Annotated in this window: 18 protein-coding genes; 15 read left to right on the plus strand and 3 right to left on the minus strand. The window is 76.9% G+C overall.

The features are described 5' to 3' along the window. From murD to F1641_RS03500, 13 genes are all read left to right on the plus strand, one after another. On the plus strand, window positions 1–1,581 hold the full coding sequence (gene murD / locus F1641_RS03440) for a UDP-N-acetylmuramoyl-L-alanine--D-glutamate ligase (protein ID WP_194903351.1): 1,581 nt from the start codon (window positions 1–3) through the stop codon (window positions 1,579–1,581). 1 nt (window position 1,582) lies between these two features. Further along, window positions 1,583–2,971 carry a putative lipid II flippase FtsW gene (gene ftsW, locus F1641_RS03445; protein ID WP_206690420.1) on the plus strand — a complete coding sequence of 463 codons (1,389 nt, stop codon included), beginning with the start codon at window positions 1,583–1,585 and terminating at the stop codon, window positions 2,969–2,971. Continuing rightward, window positions 2,968–4,206 (plus strand): glycosyltransferase, encoded by a 1,239-nt coding sequence (locus F1641_RS03450; protein WP_194903021.1) that lies wholly within the window; start codon window positions 2,968–2,970, stop codon window positions 4,204–4,206. Before ftsW ends, F1641_RS03450 begins: the two co-directional genes overlap by 4 nt. Further along, on the plus strand, window positions 4,203–5,660 hold the full coding sequence (murC, locus tag F1641_RS03455; RefSeq protein WP_309225353.1) for a UDP-N-acetylmuramate--L-alanine ligase: 1,458 nt from the start codon (window positions 4,203–4,205) through the stop codon (window positions 5,658–5,660). Before F1641_RS03450 ends, murC begins: the two co-directional genes overlap by 4 nt. After that, window positions 5,657–6,598, plus strand: a complete 942-nt coding sequence (locus F1641_RS03460) for an FtsQ-type POTRA domain-containing protein (RefSeq protein WP_194903022.1) — start codon at window positions 5,657–5,659, stop codon at window positions 6,596–6,598. The genes murC and F1641_RS03460 overlap by 4 nt, the downstream gene beginning before the upstream one ends. A gap of 428 nt (window positions 6,599–7,026) precedes the next feature. Continuing rightward, window positions 7,027–8,571 (plus strand): cell division protein FtsZ, encoded by a 1,545-nt coding sequence (gene ftsZ / locus F1641_RS03465; RefSeq protein WP_309225354.1) that lies wholly within the window; start codon window positions 7,027–7,029, stop codon window positions 8,569–8,571. A gap of 80 nt (window positions 8,572–8,651) precedes the next feature. Continuing rightward, window positions 8,652–9,365, plus strand: a complete 714-nt coding sequence (locus tag F1641_RS03470; protein ID WP_194903023.1) for a polyphenol oxidase family protein — start codon at window positions 8,652–8,654, stop codon at window positions 9,363–9,365. Beyond that, a complete protein-coding gene (locus F1641_RS03475; protein WP_194903024.1) occupies window positions 9,362–10,102 on the plus strand; it encodes a YggS family pyridoxal phosphate enzyme in 741 nt (246 codons plus the stop codon). The genes F1641_RS03470 and F1641_RS03475 overlap by 4 nt, the downstream gene beginning before the upstream one ends. 106 nt (window positions 10,103–10,208) lie before the next feature. Then, a complete protein-coding gene (locus F1641_RS22860; RefSeq protein ID WP_194903025.1) occupies window positions 10,209–10,691 on the plus strand; it encodes a cell division protein SepF in 483 nt (160 codons plus the stop codon). A gap of 138 nt (window positions 10,692–10,829) precedes the next feature. Beyond that, window positions 10,830–11,129 carry a YggT family protein gene (locus F1641_RS03485; RefSeq protein WP_194903026.1) on the plus strand — a complete coding sequence of 100 codons (300 nt, stop codon included), beginning with the start codon at window positions 10,830–10,832 and terminating at the stop codon, window positions 11,127–11,129. Between the two features lie 135 nt (window positions 11,130–11,264). Next, window positions 11,265–11,927, plus strand: coding sequence for a DivIVA domain-containing protein (locus F1641_RS03490; protein ID WP_194903027.1), 663 nt, complete (start codon window positions 11,265–11,267; stop codon window positions 11,925–11,927). 146 nt (window positions 11,928–12,073) lie between these two features. Next, complete coding sequence (lspA, locus tag F1641_RS03495) at window positions 12,074–12,553, plus strand: signal peptidase II (RefSeq protein ID WP_309225355.1); 480 nt, start codon at window positions 12,074–12,076, stop codon at window positions 12,551–12,553. A 61-nt stretch (window positions 12,554–12,614) separates the two neighbouring features. Next, entirely contained in the window at window positions 12,615–13,550 is a 936-nt protein-coding gene (locus tag F1641_RS03500) for an RluA family pseudouridine synthase (protein ID WP_194903028.1), read from the plus strand. 130 nt (window positions 13,551–13,680) lie between these two features. Here F1641_RS03500 and F1641_RS03505 read toward each other — a convergent pair whose 3' ends face one another. Further along, complete coding sequence (locus F1641_RS03505; protein WP_194903029.1) at window positions 13,681–14,259, minus strand: DUF402 domain-containing protein; 579 nt, start codon at window positions 14,257–14,259, stop codon at window positions 13,681–13,683. 343 nt (window positions 14,260–14,602) lie between these two features. On the opposite strand from F1641_RS03505, the gene F1641_RS03510 reads away from it, so the two are divergent. Both F1641_RS03510 and F1641_RS03515 read left to right on the plus strand, forming a co-directional pair. After that, complete coding sequence (locus tag F1641_RS03510) at window positions 14,603–16,372, plus strand: ABC transporter ATP-binding protein (protein ID WP_375541460.1); 1,770 nt, start codon at window positions 14,603–14,605, stop codon at window positions 16,370–16,372. Further along, window positions 16,369–18,162, plus strand: coding sequence for an ABC transporter ATP-binding protein (locus F1641_RS03515; RefSeq protein WP_194903030.1), 1,794 nt, complete (start codon window positions 16,369–16,371; stop codon window positions 18,160–18,162). Before F1641_RS03510 ends, F1641_RS03515 begins: the two co-directional genes overlap by 4 nt. A 159-nt stretch (window positions 18,163–18,321) precedes the next feature. Here the strand turns inward: F1641_RS03515 and F1641_RS03520 are convergent, their stop codons facing one another. Together F1641_RS03520 and F1641_RS03525 are read right to left on the minus strand one after the other, a co-directional pair. After that, entirely contained in the window at window positions 18,322–18,987 is a 666-nt protein-coding gene (locus F1641_RS03520) for a hypothetical protein (protein WP_309225357.1), read from the minus strand. 59 nt (window positions 18,988–19,046) lie between these two features. Then, on the minus strand, window positions 19,047–19,925 hold the full coding sequence (locus F1641_RS03525) for an alpha/beta fold hydrolase (protein WP_206690422.1): 879 nt from the start codon (window positions 19,923–19,925) through the stop codon (window positions 19,047–19,049). Window positions 19,926–19,993: the final 68 nt, after the last annotated feature.

The following is a 19,993-nucleotide window of genomic DNA, read 5'->3' on the forward strand; positions in this document are numbered from 1 at the left end:
CTGGCCGGCGCGGGCCCCGTCCCGCTGCGCGGCACCCCCGACTGGGGCGCGCTGCGCGTCGTCGTCGCGGGCTTCGCGGTCTCCGGCGCCGCCGCGGCCTACGCCCTCGCCGAGCGCGGCGCCCGGGTGCTCGCGGTCGACGGCCGCGACGGGTCGGGCGAGCAGGAGCGGGCCAAGCTGCTCGACGTCCTCGGCGGCCGCGCCGAGCTGGGGGAGCGGGCCGTGGCCGGCCTCCCGCAGGTCGACGGCGCCCTGCCCGACCTCGTCGTCGCCTCCCCGGGCTGGCGCCCGAGCGCCCCGCTGCTCGCGCAGGCGGCGGCCGCCGGCATCCCGGTCTGGGGCGAGGTCGAGCTGGCCTGGCGCCTGCGCACCTCGCCCGGCCCGACCGGCGCCCCGGACGCCCCCGGTGCCCGCGCGCCCTGGCTGTGCGTCACCGGCACCAACGGCAAGACCACGACGACGACGATGCTCGCGAGCATCCTCGGCGCCCAGGGGCTGCGGGCCACCGCCGCGGGCAACATCGGCACCCCGCTGGTGGAGGCCGTGCTCGACCCGGCCGGCGCCGACGTGCTGGCCGTGGAGCTGTCGAGCTTCCAGCTGCACGGCGCGCACACGCTGGCCCCCCGCGCCTCCGCCGTCCTGAACCTGGCGGCCGACCACCTCGACTGGCACGGCTCGATGGCCGCCTACGCCGCCGACAAGGGCCGGATCTACACCGACACCGAGGTCGCCTGCGTCTACGACGCCGGTGACGGGCTCGACGTCGACGACGTGCGCTCCACCGAGCGCCTCGTGCGCGAGGCCGATGTGCAGGAGGGCTGCCGCGCCGTGGGCTTCACCCTCGGGGTGCCGGGGCTGTCGATGCTCGGGGTGGTCGACGACGTGCTCGCCGACCGCGCCTTCGTCACCGACCGCATGAACGCCGCGGCCGAGCTGTGCACCCTGGCCGACCTGCGCGACGCCGCCGGCCTGCTCGACGGGCAGCCGCTGCCCCCGCACGTGGTGTCCAACGCCCTGGCCGCCGCGGCCCTGGCCCGCGCCCACGGCGTCGGCCAGCAGGCGGTGCGCGACGGGCTGCTCGGCACGAGGCCGGGGGCCCACCGCATCGCGGTGGTGGCCCGCTCCGGCGGGGTCACCTGGGTCGACGACTCCAAGGCCACCAACGCCCACGCCGCCGCCGCGTCGCTGGCCGGCGCCGCCGCCGCGTCGGACGACCCGGCCGACCCGAAGGTCGTGTGGGTCGCCGGCGGGCTCGCCAAGGGCGCCGCCTTCGACGAGCTCGTGGCGGCCCACGCCGGGCGGCTGCGGGCCGCGGTGCTCGTCGGCACCGACCGCGAGCCCCTGCGCGGCGCGCTCGCGCGGCAGGCCCCCGGGGTGCCCGTCGTGGAGGTCGACGACGAGCGCGCCGCCGCGGCGGGCGGCGTCATGCCCGGCGCGGTCGGCGCGGCGAGCGGGCTCGCCCGCCCCGGCGACGTCGTGCTCCTCGCCCCGGCCAGCGCCTCGATGGACCAGTTCCGCTCCTACGCCGAGCGCGGCGACGCCTTCGCCGCCGCCGTCCGCGCCCACCTCGGGGAGGGCTGACGTGGCCACCCGCGCTCCCGCCACCCGCACCCCCACCCGCACCCCCACCCGCACGGCCGACCGGACGGTCGACCTGCGCGACGGCGCCGCTCCCTCGGCCGGCGCCCCGGACCGGCGCGCCCCCCGCCCGGCCCCGCGGCGCCCCGCGCTGACCCGCCGCCAGGCGGCCGCCGCCTGGGGCGACGCGCTCCTCGGCGGGCCGCTCCCCGGGCGCCTGGCCCGCTGGGACACCCCGCTGCTCACCTACGCCGTGCTGCAGGGCGTGGTGCTCATCCTGGTGGTGCTCGGGCTCGTGATGGTGCTCTCGAGCTCCAGCGTCGAGGAGATCGCCGCCGACCGGTCGCCCTTCACCGCCGGGAAGTCCCAGGCGGTCTTCGCGGTGGCCGGCGTGGTGGCCATGTTCGTCGCCGCGCGCCTGCCACCCCGCTTCTGGCGCGCCGTCGCCCTGCCCGTGCTGCTCGGGGCCCTGGTGCTCGAGGCGCTCGTGCTGTCGCCCCTGGGCGTCGACGTCGGCGGCAACCGCAACTGGGTGCGCCTCGGCGGCTTCCAGGGGCAGCCCTCGGAGTTCGGCAAGCTCGCCCTCGTGCTCTGGTGCGCCGCCGTGCTGGCCAGCAAGCAGAAGGTGCTCGACCGCCCCCTGCGCGTGGGGGTGCCGCTGGCCCTCGGCGCGCTGCCGATCATCGGCGTCGTGCTGGTCGGCAAGGACCTCGGCACGGCGATGGTCATGGGCCTCGTCGTCTTCGTGGCGCTCTTCGCCGCAGGGATCCCGCTGCGCCACCTGGCCGTCGTGGGCGCCGCCGGCCTCGTCGCCGTGGTCGTCCTGGCGAGCACCAGCAACCGCACCGGCCGCATCCTGGCCTTCCTCGACGGGGGCGGCGACAAGCAGAACGAGGGCTACCAGGCCTACAGCGGCCTGTACGCCCTGGCCTCCGGCGGCCTCACCGGCCTCGGCCTCGGCGGCAGCCGGCAGAAGTGGAGCTGGCTGCCCGAGGCCCACAACGACTACATCTTCGCGATCATCGGCGAGGAGCTGGGCCTGGTCGGCACGCTCGTCGTCCTCGCGCTCTTCGCGCTGTTCGGCTGGTGCTGCGTCCGCGTCGTCCGGCGCAGCAAGGACCTGTTCGTGGTGGTCCTCGTCGCGGGGGCGATGGGCTGGGTGCTCGGCCAGGCGGCCGTGAACATCGGCGTCGTCGTCAGCCTGCTCCCGGTGATCGGCCTGCCGCTGCCGTTCATCTCCGCCGGCGGCTCCGCGCTGCTCGCCACGCTGCTCGCCGTCGGGCTGGTGCTGTCGTGCGCGCGCAGCAGCCCCGGGGCGCAGGCCGCGCTCCGCGCCCGCCCCGGCCTGGTGCGCCGCTCCCTGGCCGTCGTCTCCCGAGGAGGTCGCCGGTGAGCGCCGCTCCCGCACCCCACCCCGCCCGCCAGCCCGACCGCCCGCTCGCCGTGCTGCTGGCCGGCGGCGGCTCCGCCGGCCACGTCTCGCCGCTGCTGGCCCTGGCCGACTGCCTGCGCCGCCGCGACCCCGCGACGGGCGTCCTGGTCCTCGGCACCGCCGAGGGCCTGGAGTCGCGCCTGGTGCCCGAGCGCGGCCACCGGCTCGCGCTCGTGCCGCGCGTCCCGCTGCCCCGCAAGCCGTCGGCGGCGCTGCTGCGCCTGCCCGGCCGGCTGCTGGCCTCGGTGCGGGCCGCCGAGCGCGCCATCCGCGAGGTCGGCGCCGCGGTGGGCGCCGACCGCGCCGACGTCGTGGTCGGCGTCGGCGGCTACGTGGCCGTGCCGGCCTACCTCGCGGCCCGGCGCCTGGGCGTCCCCGTGGTGGTCCACGAGGCCAACTTCCGCCCCGGGGTGGCCAACCGCCTGGGCGCGAAGCTCACCCGGTACGTGGCCACCACCTTCCCCGGCACCGACCTGAGGGGCCGCGGGGGCTCCGCCGAGCTCACGGGCCTGCCGATGCGCACCGAGGTGACCCGGCTGCAGCGCTCCACCCAGCGCGCCGCCGGCCGCGCGGCCTTCGGGCTCGACCCCGACGCGCCCACCCTGCTGGTCTTCGGCGGCTCCCTCGGTGCCCAGCGGCTCAACACCGCGCTCGCCGCCGGCGCCGCGCACCTGCTCGCGCCGCCCGCCACCGGCGGGCGCACGCCCCAGGTGCTCCACATCACCGGCGCCGGCAAGGCCGTGACCCCCGAGGGGCTGCCCGAGGGCGCGGTCTACCGGTCGGTGGAGTTCACCGACCGGATGGACCTCGCCTACGCCGCCGCCGACCTCGCCCTGTGCCGCGCGGGCGCGGGCACCGTCTGCGAGACCACCGCGGTCGGCCTGCCCGCCGTGTACGTCCCCCTGCCCGTCGGCAACGGCGAGCAGCGCCACAACGCCGCCGGCGCGGTCGCCGCGGGTGCCGCCCGGCTGGTCGACGACGCCGACGTGACCCCCGAGTGGGTCGCCGGCCCCCTGCGCGACCTGCTGCTCGACACCGGCGGCGCGCTGACCGCCATGAGCGTCGCCGCCTCCCGCTCGACCCTGGCCGTGGGTGCCCGCGACGGCGACGAGCGCCTCGCCGACCTGGTCGAGGTGGCCGCCGGCCGCCGCGCCCCCGGCGCGACCGGGACGGCCTCCGCGGGGGAGGGCGCGTGAGCCCCCGCTTCGACCTCACCGCCCCCGTGCCGCCGCTGGCCGAGCTGGGCGCGGTGCACTTCGTCGGCGTGGGCGGGGTGGGGGTCTCCGGCGTCGCCCGCGTGATGCTCGCCCGCGGCGTCGCCGTCTCCGGCAGCGACGCCAAGGACCTGCCCGTGATGGACGCGCTGCGCGCCCTGGGCGGCCGCGTCGAGGCCGGGTTCGACCCCGCGCGCCTCGCCGGCGCCCAGACGGTGGTGGCCGGGTCGGCCATCCGCGAGGACAACCCCCAGCTGGCCGCCGCCCGCGCCGCCGGGCTGCGCGTGCTGCACCGCTCCCAGGGCCTCGCCGCCGTGATGCACGGCCGGCGCGGCGCCGCCGTGGCCGGCACCAACGGCAAGACGACGACGACGGCGATGCTCGTGGCGGTGCTGCGGCACGCCGGCGCGGACCCCTCCTTCGCGGTGGGCGGCGAGGTCGTCGGTGCGGGCACCAACGCCCACGACGGCACCGGCGACGTCTTCGTGGCCGAGGCCGACGAGTCCGACGCGTCGTTCCTCGTCTACGACCCGGTGGTCTCCGTGGTCACCAACGTCCAGCCCGACCACCTCGACCACTACGGCACGGTCGACGCCCTCGAGGCGGCCTTCGAGGCCTTCGCCCGTCGCGTGCGCCCCGGCGGCACCCTCGTGGCCTGCGCCGACGACGCCGGCTCGGCCGCCCTCGCCGAGCGGGCCCGCGAGACCTTCGCCGCCGACGGCTCCGGGCGGCGCGTGGTGACCTTCGGCGCCGCGGCGCAGGCCGACGTCCGCGTCGGCGGCGCGGAGCTCACCGAGCGCGGGACCGCCTTCGACCTGACCTCCGGCGGAGTTCCCGGCGGCGGGCGGCCCTCCCGCCGGGTCCAGCTGCAGGTGCCGGGGTGGCACAACGTCCTCGACGCCGCCGCCGCCTGGGCCGCCGCCGTCGCCCTCGGCGCCGACCCGGCCACCGCCGCCGACGGGCTGGAGGCCTTCGCCGGGACCCGGCGCCGCTTCGAGGCCCGCGGCGAGGCCGCCGGCGTGCGCGTCTACGACGACTACGCCCACAACCCCGCCAAGGTCGCGGCCGCCGTCGCCACCGGCCGCCAGGTGGCGGGGGAGGGGCGCCTCGTCGTCGCCTTCCAGCCGCACCTGTACTCCCGCACCCGCGACTTCGCCGGGCCGTTCGGCGCGGCCCTGTCGGGGGCCGACGAGGTCGTGGTGCTCGACGTCTACGGCGCCCGCGAGGACCCCCTGCCCGGGGTGTCCGGGGCGCTCGTCGCCGACGCCGTCACCGCGCCCGCTCGCGTGACCTACGTGCCCGACCGCGACCGCGCCGCCGCCGAGCTGGTGTCGCGGGCCGCGGCCGGCGACCTGCTGCTCACCATCGGCGCCGGCGACGTCACCGCGGTCGCGGGCGAGGCCCTGGCGCTGCTCGCGGCGCGGGTGGCGCCGTGAGCCCGGCCGCGCGCCGTCCTGCCGCACCGGTCCGCCGGCCCGGGGTGCGGCCGCCCCCGGCCGCACCCCGGGCTCCGCACCCGACCTCCGACGAGCCGGCCGCGCGGTTCCCGCGGGACCCCGGTGCGGCGGCGCGGACCGTCTCGCTGCCCCCGACGGGTCCGGCCGCACCGCAGTCGAGCGCGGCACCGCCCGCTGCGCCGCCGGTGACCGGCGGCGCCGGCCCGGCCCCCGAGGCCGCAGACCCCGCGGCGCGGCGCCGCCGGGTCTGGCGCGTCGTCGGCGTGCTGGTGGCGGTGCTGCTCCTCCTGGCGGGCGCCGCGTACGCGCTCCTCGTCAGCTCCCTCACGGCGCTCACGGGCGTCCAGGTGAGCGGAGCCGACCGGACCGGCCCCGCAGCGGTCGAGCAGGCCGCCGCCGACCAGCTGGGCCTGCCGCTGCTGCGCGTCGACGACACCGCCGTGACCCAGCGCGTCGAGCAGCTGCCCTGGGTGGCCTCCGCTCGCGTGGAGCGGCGCTTCCCCCACGGGCTGGCGGTGCTGGTCACCGAGAAGGTGCCCGTGGCCGCGGTCCCCGCCGACGGCGGAGCTCCCGGCGTCGTCCTGCTGGACCACGACGGCGCGACCATCACCACCGCCGACGCGGCCCCCGAGGGGGTGCCGCTGGTGCAGGTCGACGTGGCGGCGTCCGGGGCGGCGGCCGTGCGGGCGGCCTCGGCGGTGGCGCTCGCCCTGCCGCAGGACCTGCGAGCCCAGGTCGCGTCGGTCACCGCGACCGGTCCGGACGACGTCCGCCTCGCGCTGCGCAGCGGCCAGGAGGTCCGCTGGGGCGCCCCCGGCGACGACGACCTGAAGGCGCGCGTGGTGGCGCTGCTGCTCCCGCGCGAGGGCGTCACGAGGGTCGACGTGAGCGCTCCCCTCGCTCCCGCGACCGCCTGACCGCCTCCCCCCGAAGGACGTCAGGACGGCACCCTCCCACCCGTTCCTGGCAGGGGCCTGGGACGGCGCTCGGACCTTCTCGGCAAGCCTGTCCAAGATCGCCGGGACGTCCCCCCGTCGAGGTCGGGCGGGGCGCGGCCCTAGGCTCTGGTTCCGTCGAACGGAGCACTCCGGGCGGCGCGGACCGGTGTTCCGGTAGCGCTCCGTCAGCGCCTGTAGCACAGCGCTGATGGTGCAAGGGCGCTGCTCGCAGGGGCGGCGTGGGGAGTTGTGAGGATCGGCTCCGGGCCCCTAGCCTGCAAACAACACCGTTGTGACATAACGTTCAGCCTCAAGTTGAGGGTGAGACTTTTCCGGGGTCCTGGGGGACCTCGGCAGTACAGATCCGGGGTCGGCAGGCCCGAAGCGATCGGGGAGAGCAGGGGACCGTGGCGGCACCGCAGAACTACTTGGCGGTCATCAAGGTGGTGGGCGTGGGCGGCGGCGGCGTGAACGCCGTCAACCGGATGATCGAGGTCGGGCTCAAGGGCGTCGAGTTCATCGCGGTGAACACCGACGCGCAGGCGCTGCTGATGAGCGACGCCGACGTGAAGCTCGACGTGGGGCGCGAGCTGACCCGCGGGCTGGGCGCCGGCGCCGACCCCGAGGTCGGCCGCAAGGCCGCCGAGGACCACGCCGAGGAGATCGAGGAGGTCCTGCGCGGGGCCGACATGGTCTTCGTCACCGCCGGGGAGGGCGGTGGCACCGGCACGGGCGGTGCGCCCGTGGTGGCCCGCATGGCCCGCGCCCTGGGCGCCCTGACCATCGGCGTCGTCACCCGCCCCTTCACCTTCGAGGGGCGCCGGCGCGCCACCAGCGCCGAGACCGGCATCGCCGAGCTGCGCGACCAGGTCGACACGCTCATCGTCATCCCGAACGACCGGCTGCTGTCCATCAGCGACCGCGGCGTCAGCGTGCTCGACGCCTTCAAGTCGGCCGACCAGGTCCTGCTGTCCGGCGTCCAGGGCATCACCGACCTGATCACCACCCCCGGCCTGATCAACCTCGACTTCGCCGACGTGAAGTCCGTCATGAGCAACGCGGGCTCCGCGCTCATGGGCATCGGCTCCTCCCGCGGCGACAACCGCGCCGTCGAGGCCGCCGAGCTGGCGATCTCCTCCCCGCTGCTCGAGGCCAGCATCGACGGCGCGCACGGCGTGCTGCTGTCGATCCAGGGCGGCTCCGACCTCGGCCTGTTCGAGATCAACGAGGCCGCGCGCATGGTCCAGGAGGCCGCGCACCCCGAGGCCAACATCATCTTCGGCGCCGTCATCGACGACGCCTTGGGTGACGAGGTCCGCGTGACCGTCATCGCCGCCGGCTTCGACGGAGGCGTGCCCCAGGCCCGTCGCGACGAGCGCGGCGCCCAGGCGGCCCCGGCCCAGCCGGTCGCCCCGACGGGCCGCGTGCCCGCCGTCTCGGCCCACCAGCCCACCGGCGGGGCCCCCGGGCGCCCGGCGCACAGCGGCTTCGGCGCCGGCCCCTCGGTGCCGCACCACGGCTCCCCGCAGGTGCCGGCCGCCTCCGGCCCCCGCACCGGGTCCCAGCCGGCCGTCGCGCAGCCCGCCCGCGCCGTCGACCTGCGCGGCGACCGCGTCAGCGCCCACCGCACGGGCCAGCAGCCCGCCGTGGCCCCGGCCGAGCGCCCCAGCTGGCAGCAGCAGCCCCGGGCCGCCGCGCCCGCCTACGAGCAGGCCCCGGCCCGCGAGGACGGCTACGGCAACGACTGGCGCAGCCCGCAGGCCACGCCCAGCGCCCTGGACGACGGGCCGGCGGCCGAGCCCGCCAGCACCGCCCCCGGTCACGGCTACGGCGGCGGCCACCTGCCCGGCCAGTACGACGGCCACGGGGCCCCCGAGCGGGAGCCCGCGCGCGCCCGCTACGGCCGCGCGACCGACCCCGAGGACCTCGACGTCCCCGACTTCCTGAAGTAGCCCCGCTCGCGAGGGCCCTCCGGCGCACGTCGCCGGAGGGCCCTCGCCGGCTCCGACGACGGTCGGGCAGGCTCGTCCCCGTGACGAGCCCGCCCGACCGTCTCGCGTCCACCCCCTCCGGCGACCCGCCCGCGACGGCGAGCGCGACCGCGCGGTGGCGGCACGACCTGCCCTCCGGGGTGCGCTGGGCCTTCAGCACCGCGCCGGACCCCGCGGCCGCGGTGGGCCTGGGCGCCGGGAGCGCCGTGGCCGCCCGGCAGGTCCACGGCGCGCGGGCGGTCCTGGTCCGCGGGCCCTGGGAGGGCGACGCGCCCGAGGCGGACGCCCTGGTCACCGACCGGCCCGGCGTCCTGCTGGCCGTGCGGGTGGCCGACTGCGTGCCCGTGCTGCTGGCCGACCCGGCCGCGGGTGTGGTCGGGGTCGCGCACGCCGGCCGCCGCGGCATGGACGCCGGCGTGGTCGCCGCCGCCGTCGCCCTGATGGCCGAGGTCGGTGCGGAGCCCGCGCGCACGCGGGCGGTGCTCGGCCCGTCGGTGTGCGGCCGCTGCTACGAGGTGCCCGCCGCGATGCGCGACGACGTCGCCTCGCGCCACCCCGTCACCGCCACCCGCACCTGGCGCGCGACGCCGGGGCTCGACGTGGCCGCCGGGGTGCTGGAGCAGCTGGCCGCGCTCGGCGTCGCCGCGGAGCAGGTGCCCGGGTGCACCGTGGAGGACGAGGCGCTCGGCTCGGTGCGGCGCTCCGGCCCCGACGCCCCGCGCTGGAGCGGCCTGGCCTGGCGGGAGCTCCCGTGAGCGGGGGGCGGGCGCACGAGCTGGCGACCTCGCTGGCGGAGGTGCGCCAGCGGGTGTCCGACGCCGAGCGCGCGGCCGGTCGGCCCGCCGGTGGCGTGGTCCTGGTGGTGGTGACCAAGACCTTCCCGGCCTCCGACGTGCGGCTGCTCGCCGCGTGCGGCGCCGTCGACGTGGGGGAGAGCCGCGAGCCCGAGGCCGGGCGCAAGGCGGCGGACTGCGCCGACCTCGACCTGCGCTGGCACCAGGTGGGCCAGGTGCAGACCAGGAAGGCCGCGGCGGTGGCGGCGTGGGCCGACGTCGTCCACTCCGCCGACAGGCTCCGCCTCGTCGGAGCGCTCGAGCGCGGGCACCGGCGCGCGCTCGAGGAGGGCGCCCGGCCCGAGGGGCACGTCCTCGAGGTGCTGGTCCAGGTCGACCTCGGTGACGAGCCGCCCGGCGGGGAGGCGGGGGGCCGCGGCGGGGCCGCCCCGCGCGACCTGGCCGAGCTCGCGGACGCCGTCGCCGCCTCCGAGGGTCTCCGCCTGGGCGGCCTCATGGCGGTGGCGCCGCTCGGCGTCGACCCCCGCGAGCCCTTCGCGCGGCTCGCGGAGCTGTCGGCGCGCCTGCGCCGGGACCACCCCGGGGCCACGGCGGTGTCGGCCGGCATGAGCGGAGACCTGGAGGCCGCCGTCTCCGCGGGCGCGACACACGTGCGCGTCGGCCGCGCCGTGCTGGGCGCGAGGCCGCCCATCGTGTAACTTCTGTGACTAGCGAGACGAATGTGAACCTCTGAGCCAGGCGGGTCGCACGGGTCTCAAGGGTCGCAGGAGTTCACCGGGGTTCGCAGAGCGGGAGGAGACGGTCATGGCTGGAGCGCTGCACAAGTCGATGGTGTGGATGGGACTGCGGGAGGACGACCCCCGCTACGCCGAGTCCCGCGAGCTCGAGGCGTGGGAGGAGAACGACGTGGACGACACCGCCGACGACGACTCCGACTACCGCGCCGAGGTGACCCCCATCACCCGCGACCGGCCCGCCACCCGCTTCGCCGCCGCGCCGTCGCCGGCCGCGGACCTGCGCCGCATCACCACGATCCACCCCCGCACGTACAACGAGGCCAAGGCCATCGGCGAGTGCTTCCGCGGCGGCGTGCCGGTGATCATGAACCTCACCGACATGACCGACGCCGACGCCAAGCGCCTCGTCGACTTCTCCGCCGGGCTGGTCTTCGGGCTGCACGGCAACATCGAGCGCGTGACCAACAAGGTCTTCCTGCTCTCCCCGGCCCACGTCGAGGTCACGGGAGAGCCGGTCGCCCCGGTCAAGGCGGTCTTCAACCAGTCCTGAGACGGCCTCCCGCCGCTCGGGTGGCGTGCGGCCTCCCCAACCGCCCGTCACGAGGGGGCACCGCTGCCGCGGTGCCCCCTCCGCGCGTCTCGTGCACAGGTGGCCCCCGCGGTCACCGGTCTCAGGGATGATGGAGCGGTGAGCCTGGTCTTCTCCCTGCTGTACTTCGTGGTGCTGCTCTTCTTCATCCTGCTGATCGGCAGGCTGGTGCTCGAGTGGGTGCAGGTGTTCGCGAGGGACTGGCGCCCCCGCGGCGCGGCCCTCGTCATCGCTGAAGTCGTCTACACCGTGACCGACCCGCCGCTGCGCGGGCTGCGCCGCGTCATCCGCCCGATCCGCATCGGCAGCATCCAGCTCGACCTGGCCTTCCTCATCCTGGCCCTGGGCTGCTCGGTGCTGATGGGCGTGCTGTCGAGCGCGGCGGCCCGTTCCGTCTGACCGGCTCCCACCCCGGGCGGGACACACCGCCCTCAGACTCCTGCCCGCATCCGCGGCGGAGGTCGGCTACCGTGGCCCGCGATCGCTCGCGTGCCCGGTGCGCTCCACCGCGGTGACTCTCGAAGAGGTGACCACATGGCGCTGACGCCCGAGGACGTTGTCAACAAGAGGTTCCAGCCGACCAAGTTCCGCGAGGGCTACGACCAGGACGAGGTCGACGACTTCCTCGACGAGGTCGTCGGCGAGCTGCGCCGCCTGACGGCGGAGAACGAGCAGCTGCAGCAGAGCCTGTCGACCTGCGAGCGCCGCGTGTCCGAGCTGAGCCGCAGCGGTGCGGCCCAGGCCCCCGCCCCGGCGCCCGCGCCCGCCCCGGTCCCCGTGCAGCAGCAGGCCCCCGCCGCGCTCGCCGGCCCGCTCGGCGGCCAGCCGCTGGAGTCCGCCACCGGCATGCTCGCCCTGGCGCAGAAGCTCCACGACGACTTCGTCCGCAGCGGCGAGGAGCAGCGCGACCAGATCCTCGGCGAGGCCAAGGAGCGCGCGTCGCGCCTGGTGCGCGAGGCCGAGGACAAGCACCGCCAGACCCTGGGCAGCCTCGAGCAGGAGCGCTCGCTGCTCGAGCGCAAGATCGACGAGCTGCGCATCTTCGAGCGCGACTACCGCAACCGCATGAAGTCGTACCTCGAGTCGCAGCTGCGCGACCTCGAGACCCGCAGCAGCGGCGGCGCCGGTGCGACCAACGGCCGTCCCGCCTCCCCGGCGCAGGACGTCGGGTACGCCTTCGGCGGCGGTGCTAGCTGAGCGAGCCCGCGGCCTCTCCGGCGGAGCGCTCCGGCGCCAGCGCCGCTGAGGGCCACCCCGAGCCCTCGTCCGAGCAGACCGCTCACGACGAGGAGCTCGGCCGCGCCCGGACGGTCAAGGCCCGCCGCCTGCGCCGGTTCCTCGCGGTGGTGGCCCTCATCGGCCTCGCCGCCGACCAGGTCACCAAGGCCCTCGCCGTCGCGCTGCTGACGCCGGGGGAGCCGGTGCCCGTGGTCGGTGACGTGCTGCAGCTGGTGCTGCTGCGCAACCCCGGTGCGGCCTTCTCCTTCGCCACGGGCGCCACCTGGGTGTTCACGCTCATCGCCGTGGTGGTGGTCGTCGCGGTGCTCCGCGTCTCCCGCAAGCTCGGCAGCCGCACCTGGGCGCTCGCCCTCGGGCTGCTGCTGGCGGGGGCCACCGGCAACCTGGTCGACCGCCTGGTGCGCGCCCCCGGGTTCGCCCGCGGGCACGTCGTCGACTTCCTCGCGCTGCCGAACTGGCCGGTCTTCAACGTCGCCGACTCGATGATCTGCACCGCGGCGGCGCTCATCGTGCTGCTCGCGCTGCGCGGCACCGAGATCGACGGGCGCCGGGCCACCGGACGCCGCGGAGCGCCCCGGGCGTGAGGGTCCCGGGCTGCTCCGGGCACCACCTGGCCGGAGCACCCCGCCGCATGCACGACCATGGATGACCGTGGCTGAGACCAGGTCCCTCCCCGTTCCCGACGGGCTCGACGGCGAGCGCCTCGACGCGGGCCTGTCCCGCCTGCTGGGGCTCTCGCGCTCCCGCGTCGCCGAGGTGGCCGCCGACGGGGGGATAGCCCTCGACGGCGTCGCCGTCGGCAAGTCCGACCGGCTGCGCGCCGGCGCCTGGCTCGAGGTGACCCTGCCCGACCCCCCGGCGGCCCCCCAGGTGGTGGCCGAGCCCGTCGAGGGCCTGGCGGTCGTGCACGACGACGACGACCTCGTCGTCGTCGACAAGCCCGTCGGCGTCGCCGCGCACCCCTCCCCGGGGTGGACCGGGCCCACGGTCATCGGCGGGCTGGCGGGCGCCGGCTACCGCATCTCGACGTCGGGCGCCGCCGAGCGCCAGGGCGTGGTGCACCGCCTCGACGTCGGCACCTCGGGCCTGATGGTGGTCGCCAAGAGCGAGCACGCCTACTCGGTGCTGAAGGACGCGTTCCGCGAGCGGACGGTCGAGAAGACGTACCACGCGCTGGTCCAGGGCCACCCCGACCCGAGCGCCGGCACCGTCGACGCCCCCATCGGCCGCCACCCCTCCTCGGACTGGAAGTGGGCGGTCACCTCGGCGGGCAAGCCGAGCGTCACCCACTACGAGACCCTCGAGGCGTTCCGGGCGGCGTCGCTGCTGGAGGTCCACCTCGAGACCGGGCGGACCCACCAGATCCGGGTGCACATGAGCGCGCTGCGCCACCCCTGCGTGGGCGACCTGACCTACGGCGCCGACCCTGCGCTCGCCAAGCGCCTGGGGCTGACCCGCCAGTGGCTGCACGCCGTCGGGCTGGGGTTCCACCACCCGGCCACCGGCGAGTGGGTCTCCTTCACCAGCAGCTACCCGGCTGACCTCCAGAACGCCCTCGACCAGCTGGCCGAGCCCGTCTGACCCCTCGGCCCTCCCCGCAGCCGAGCGCCTGGCTGCGGTTCTGGGGCTTGATGGAACCGCAGTCGAGCGCCTGGTTGCGGTTCTGGGGTCCCCTGGAACCGCAGCCGAGCGCCTGGTTGCGGTTCCGGGGTCAGGCGGGGGGCAGCTGCGGCGGCGGCCACGCGGGGTCCGGCAGCCAGCGGTCCCAGTCCGCCCCGAAGGGCCACGCGCCGGCGTGCGCGGCGGTCCGTGCGCGCTCACCCGCGGCCTCGATCTCCGCCACGTCGTCCGCGGTGAGGGCGCCGACCTCGTGCAGCCACGCCAGCTCGTCGGCGTCCTTCGTGCGCACCGACCAGCCGCCGGCGGACGGGACGACGACGAGGTCCAGGGTCCAGTCGTCGGTGTGGAACCCGGCGGGCGTGCGCACCCAGGGCTGCTCGAGGTTGACGTAGCGGTCGCGCGACCAGCCGCCCGGCCCCAGCCAGCGCCACACCGACCAGGGCTCGCCCCACCGGTGGACCTTGACCACGGCATCGCCCCACCACGTCGTCGTGGTCGGAGGCCCGTCCACGTCGCCGGTCAGCAGGAGCCGCTCCCGCGGACCTCGCCGCGGACCTGACGGCACCAGGACCCCCGACCCGGGGAGGTGGCACACGGCCACCAGGTCGGGGGAGTCCTCGAGCACGACGCCGGCGTGCACCCAGGTGGCCGTCGCGCCGGGGGCGAGCACCGGCTGCTCTGACGAGCCGAGGACCACGACCTGGCCGCGAGCGAAGACTACCGCGCGAGGCTAGCCGCCGGGCGCCCGCTGCAGCGGGGGTGCGCTGCACCGGAGGCCCATGATCACGGGGGGGGGGGGGGGGAGGGTGCTCCGGACGCCCATGGTCACGGCGGGGGTGATCGACGGGGGTGGCAGCCGGGGCGGGACCGGGGGACACTGGGACCGTGCTAGTTGCTCTGGAGAACCGCTTCTGGCGGGGGACGGCGCAGGCCCGGTGAGGGCCGTCAGGCCCGCCTCCACCGCCCGCAGCCTCCTGCGCCTCGTCGACTGGGCCCGCCCCGCGCTGCCGCGGATGGCGATGGGCACGCTCGTGGCGCTGCTCGCGAGCCTCATCGCCCTGGCCGTGCCGCAGGTGCTGCGCGAGCTGGTCAACGGGCCGCTCCTCACGTCGGGCTCCCGCACCGCCGTCGTCGAGGCCGCGGCGCTCGTGCTCGCGCTCGGCGTGGTGGAGGCGGTGCTCATCTGGAGCCGCCGCGTCTTCGTGGCCACGCCCGGCACCACGGTCGAGGCGACGATGCGGACCGACCTGTTCCGCCACCTGCTCGACCTGCCGCTGAGCTTCCACGACCGCTGGTCCACCGGGCAGCTGCTGCAGCGGGCCATGTCCGACCTGTCCACCGTCCGGCGGTGGCTCATCTTCGGCCTGCTCATGCTCGTGGTGTCCGCGACCACGGTGGTGGTCGGTGTCGGCCTGATGCTGTGGACCGCGTGGCCGCTCGGGCTCGTCTACCTCGTGGGTGCGGTGCCCGTGATGGTGCTGGGCTTCCGCTTCGGGGAGGACTACCGCGTGGTGGCGCGCCGCGCCCGCGACCAGGCCGGTGACCTGGCGGGCCGCGTCGAGGAGTCGGTGCACGGGATCCGCGTGCTCAAGGCGTTCGGGCGCGGGACCGACGCCCTGGACGACTTCACCCGCGACGCCGAGGGCCTGCGGACCACCGAGATCGCCAAGGCGCGGACCCTGTCGCGCGTGGTGCTGGCCCTCAGCGTCGTCCCCGAGACCGCAGCGGCCGTCAGCCTGGTGCTCGGGGTGTGGCTGGCGTCGCAGGGGCTGGTCTCGGTGGGGGCGCTCGTCGCCTTCTTCGCCACCGCGGCCGTGGTCAACGGTCCCGTCGAGCGGATCGGACAGCTGCTCGCGATGACCCTCGACGCCCGCACCGCCACGGACCGCTACCTCGACGTGCTCGAGACCGTCTCGGCGGTGCAGGACCCGGCCCGGCCCGTCGAGCCGGCCGCCCCCGGCCCGCGGGGCTCCCGGGTGGAGCTGCGCGGGGTCGGCTTCGCCCACGACGGCGGCGAGCCGGTGCTCGACGGCGTCGACCTGGTGCTGGAGCCGGGTCGCACCACTGCCCTGGTGGGCCTGACGGGCAGCGGCAAGACCACCCTCGCGCAGCTGGTGCCGCGCCTGGTCGACCCCACGCGGGGCCAGGTGCTCCTCGACGGCGTCGACGTGCGCGACCTGCGCCGCGAGGACGTGCGCGCCGCCGTCGCCGTCGCCTTCGAGGACCCGGTGCTGTTCTCGGAGTCCGTGGCGGAGAACGTGCTCCTCGGCCTGCCCGAGGCGCCGCACGGGCCGGACGACGACGAGCGCCGCCGCCTCCTCGCCGAGGCCCTCGAGGTGGCGAGCGCCGACTTCGTCGCCGACCTGCCCGACGGCGTGGCCACCCGCGTGGGGGAGGAGGGGCTGAGCCTGTCCGGCGGGCAGCGCCAGCGGCTCGCGCTGGCCCGCGCGGTGGCCGCGCACCCCCGCGTGCTCGTGCTCGACGACCCGCTCTCCGCGCTCGACGTCACCACCGAGGCGGTGGTCACCGGCCGGCTCCGCGAGGTGCTGGAGGGCACCACCACGCTGGTGGTCGCGCACCGGACGTCGACGGTGGCCCTCGCCGACCGCGTCGCCGTCCTGGAGGAGGGCCGCATCACGGGCGTCGGCACCCACGACGAGCTGCTGCGGGAGCACCCGCACTACCGGTACGTGCTCACGGCCCTGGCCGCCCGCGACGACGACGCGGACGAGCGGGACGACGTCGACGAGCGGGACGACGACGACGAGGAGGCCGTGGCGTGAGCTCGGCGAGCCCCCAGCAGGTGGCCGACCTCGACGACGAGCGCGGCCAGTCCCTGCCGCTGCTGCGCTCGGTGCTGGGCCCGGTCCGCGCCCGGGTGTGGCTGGTGGTGGCGCTGGTCGTGGTCAGCCAGGCCGCGGTGGTCGCCGGCCCCGCGCTGGTCGCGGTCGGCATCGACGTCGGGCTGCCCGCCCTGCGCGAGGGCGATGCCGTGCCGCTGGCCCTCGTCGGCGCCGGGTACCTGGTGGCGGCGCTGCTCGGGGGGACGCTGGCCGCCGCCGTCGTCCGGCAGTCGGCGCGGGTCAGCCAGACCGTGCTGCTCGACCTGCGCCGCCGGGTCTTCCGGCAGACCCAGCGCCTCGACCTGGAGTTCCACGAGCGGTACACCTCGGGCCGGATCATCTCCCGGCAGACCTCCGACCTGGAGGCCGTGCGCGAGCTCCTCGACGGCGGGGTCACCACCCTCGCCATCAGCGCGACGTCGATGCTGCTCACCGCGGTCTCGCTCGCGGTGCTCGACTGGCGCTCGGGGTCGGTGCTGCTCGTGGCGGTCGTGCCGGGGATCGTGCTGGTGCGGTGGTTCCAGCGGCGCTCGCAGGTGCAGTACCGGCGCACGCGCGTGGTCGCGGCGCGGGTGATCGTGGCGTTCGTCGAGACGATGACGGGCGTGCGCGCCGTGCAGGCGTTCCGCCGGGAGCGGCCGGTGGCGGCCTCCTACGCCGAGCTCGCCGAGGACTACCGCGCCGTGCAGGACAAGGCGCTGCGGGTCAACGGCGTGTTCGACCTGTGGCTGACGATGATCGGCAACGTCACGGTGGCCGTGGTGCTGCTGGTCGGCGGGCTGCGGGTTCTCGACGGGCAGCTGGCGGTCGGCGTGCTGGTGGCCGCGGTGCTGTACGCCCGCCGCTTCTTCACCCCGCTGCGCGACGTCGGCATGTTCTACAACTCGTTCCAGTCGGCGCAGGCGGCGCTGGAGAAGCTCGCGTCGCTGCTGGTCAAGGAGCCGCGCCTGGCCGACCCGGCCCACCCCGTGGCGCTGCCCGACCCGCGCGGCGAGCTGCAGCTCGACCGCGTCGGCTTCGGCTACGCCGACGGGCCGGAGGTGCTGCACGACGTCGACGTGCGCGTCCCCGCCGGCCAGACCGTGGCGCTGGTCGGCTCCACCGGCGCGGGCAAGTCGACGGTGGCCAAGCTGGTGGCCCGCTTCTACGACGTGCGCCGCGGCGCCGTGCGCCTGGACGGCGTCGACGTGCGCGACCTCGACCCGGAGGACCTGCGCCGCGCCGTCGTCATGGTCACGCAGGAGGCGTACCTGTTCTCCGGCTCCGTGGCCGACAACATCGCCATCGGCCGCCCGGGCGCCACGCGCGCGGAGGTCGAGGCCGCCGGGCGGGCCGTCGGCGTCCACGACCTGGTCACGACCTTCCCCGACGGGTACGACACCCCGGTCGACAGCCGCGGCGTCCGCCTCTCGGCGGGGCAGCGCCAGCTGGTCAGCTTCGCCCGCGCGTTCCTCGCCGATCCCGCCGTGCTCGTGCTCGACGAGGCGACCAGCTCCCTCGACGTGCCGGGGGAGCAGCACGTGCAGGAGGCCCTCGAGCGGCTGCTGGCCGACCGGACCGCCGTCGTCGTCGCGCACCGGCTCTCCACGGTGATGACCGCCGACCGCGTGCTGGTGGTCGAGGGCGGCCGGGTGGTGGAGGACGGGTCGCCGGAGGAGCTGGTGGCCGACGGCGGGCGGTTCGCCCGCCTGCACGAGGAGTGGCGGGCCTCCATCAGCGCCGCCGCCTGACCCCCTCCGCCGTGATCATGGGCGTCCGCCACCTCATCGTCCTGTCAGCCGGGGGAGGGGTGGCGCGACGTGTCGGAACCTGGCCCCGACGTGTCGGAACCCGACCCGAGTCCCGACACGTGGCGCCGTGGTTGCGACACCTCATGCCGCAGGTGCCGGTCAGCCCCCAGCGGCGGTGGCCCGCGCCCGGTGCGCCTCGCGCCGGGCGAGCACGACCCCGGCCACGGCGGCACCGAGGCACCCGAGAGCGAGGTCACCGAGGGTGTCGCCGTAGGCCGCAGCGAGTCCGCCGTCCACCTCCCCGAAGCGGATGAAGGTGGCCCACTCGCCGAGCTCCCACCCCACCGCCAGCAGGGCGCCCACCCCGGCCGTGCAGAGCGCCAGCGCCCAGCGAGGACCCACCCCGCCGTCGCGCAGCAGCAGGCCGGCGCCGCCCGACAGCAGGGCCCAGTTCACGAGGTGGTTGGCGTCGTCCCACCAGGTCACGGCGTCGTAGAGGTCAGCGGTGTTGCCGGTGACGTCGACGAGGAACGGCAGCGCCACGAGCAGCGTCGCCCACCAGGGCAGCGGGCGCCGCTCCGCTCCCCGCGTGCTGCGCCGCGAACGCCGCAGCGCGGCCACGAGGGGCACCAGCAGCATGAGCACCGGGTAGGCGGCGAGCCGCGCCCCGAACCCCTTGCCGGCGAACTGCGGCAGGTCGCTGAACGCCCCCAGCGCGAGCTGCACGACGGTGGCCAGCACCACCGCGAGCACGGCCCAGGGCACCCACCGGGCGGGGCGCCGCGTCCGGTCGTCGGGCAGGACGGGGCGGACGGGCGGGGCCACCCCCCGATGATGTCCCAGCTGACCCGCCCGCCGGCTGCGACGAGGCCGGTGCGTCGCGGTCAGCCGCCGGACCCGGGGGCTCCGTCGACGGCGTCGAGGTGGGGCTCGACGGCGTCGAGCAGGGGCCCGACGACGGCGGACGGCAGGGCGTGCCCCATCCCGGGGACGGCCACCCGGCGGGCGCGGGCACCCAGAGCCCGCTGCAGCAGCGCGGCGCTGGGTGGCGGGTAGGCCGGGTCGTGCAGGGCCTCCACCACGAGCACCGGGGTCGAGCCGCGATGCAGCTCCCCGCCCCGCACCAGGCCGTCCGTGCCCGCCCGGGCGTGCGCCGTGGCGGAGGCGGCGTCGAGGCGCCCGCCGTGGGCCACCACCCGCTCCTCCAGCGCGCGGAACTCCGCCCGGCCGAACGGGGTGCCGTCGCCGTTGAGCAGCTCCCAGTGGCGCAGCCGGAGCTCGAGCTCGGCGGCCTCGTCGCGCTCCTCGCCCAGCTGCGCCCACAGGGCGAGCAGCTCCGCTGAGGGCCCCGGGGCCCCGCCCTCGGCGCCGGGCAGCGGGCCGGTGCAGAAGAGCGTCGCCGACAGCAGGCGGTCGGGGTGGTCGAGGAGCAGCAGCTGGGTCAGCAGCCCGCCCATCGACATCCCGACGACGTGCGCGGCCCGGACGCCGGAGGCGTCGAGGACCACGAGCGCGTCCGCCGCCAGGTCGGTCAGCGCGTACGGCTCGCGACCGGCCGAGGTGCTGGACCGGCCCGTGTCGCGGTGGTCCCACACCAGCACGCGGTGGCGCTCGCCGAGCCGCTCGAGCAGCGCCGGCGGCCAGACCGCGCTGGACGAGGCGGCGCCCATGACCAGCAGCACGGGCGAGCCGTCGGGCGCCCCGGAGGCGCTGGCCCGCAGGTCGTAGCCGTCGGGCGTGGTCGCGGTGAGCGTCGTCGCCACGGAGGCCTCCTCGTCGTCGTCGACCCGCTGTCCGTCCTGACGACGACCGTGCCGCAGACGGCCGCGCG

Source organism: Quadrisphaera sp. INWT6, from assembly GCF_015390235.1.
Classification (GTDB): Bacteria; Actinomycetota; Actinomycetes; order Actinomycetales; family Quadrisphaeraceae; genus Quadrisphaera.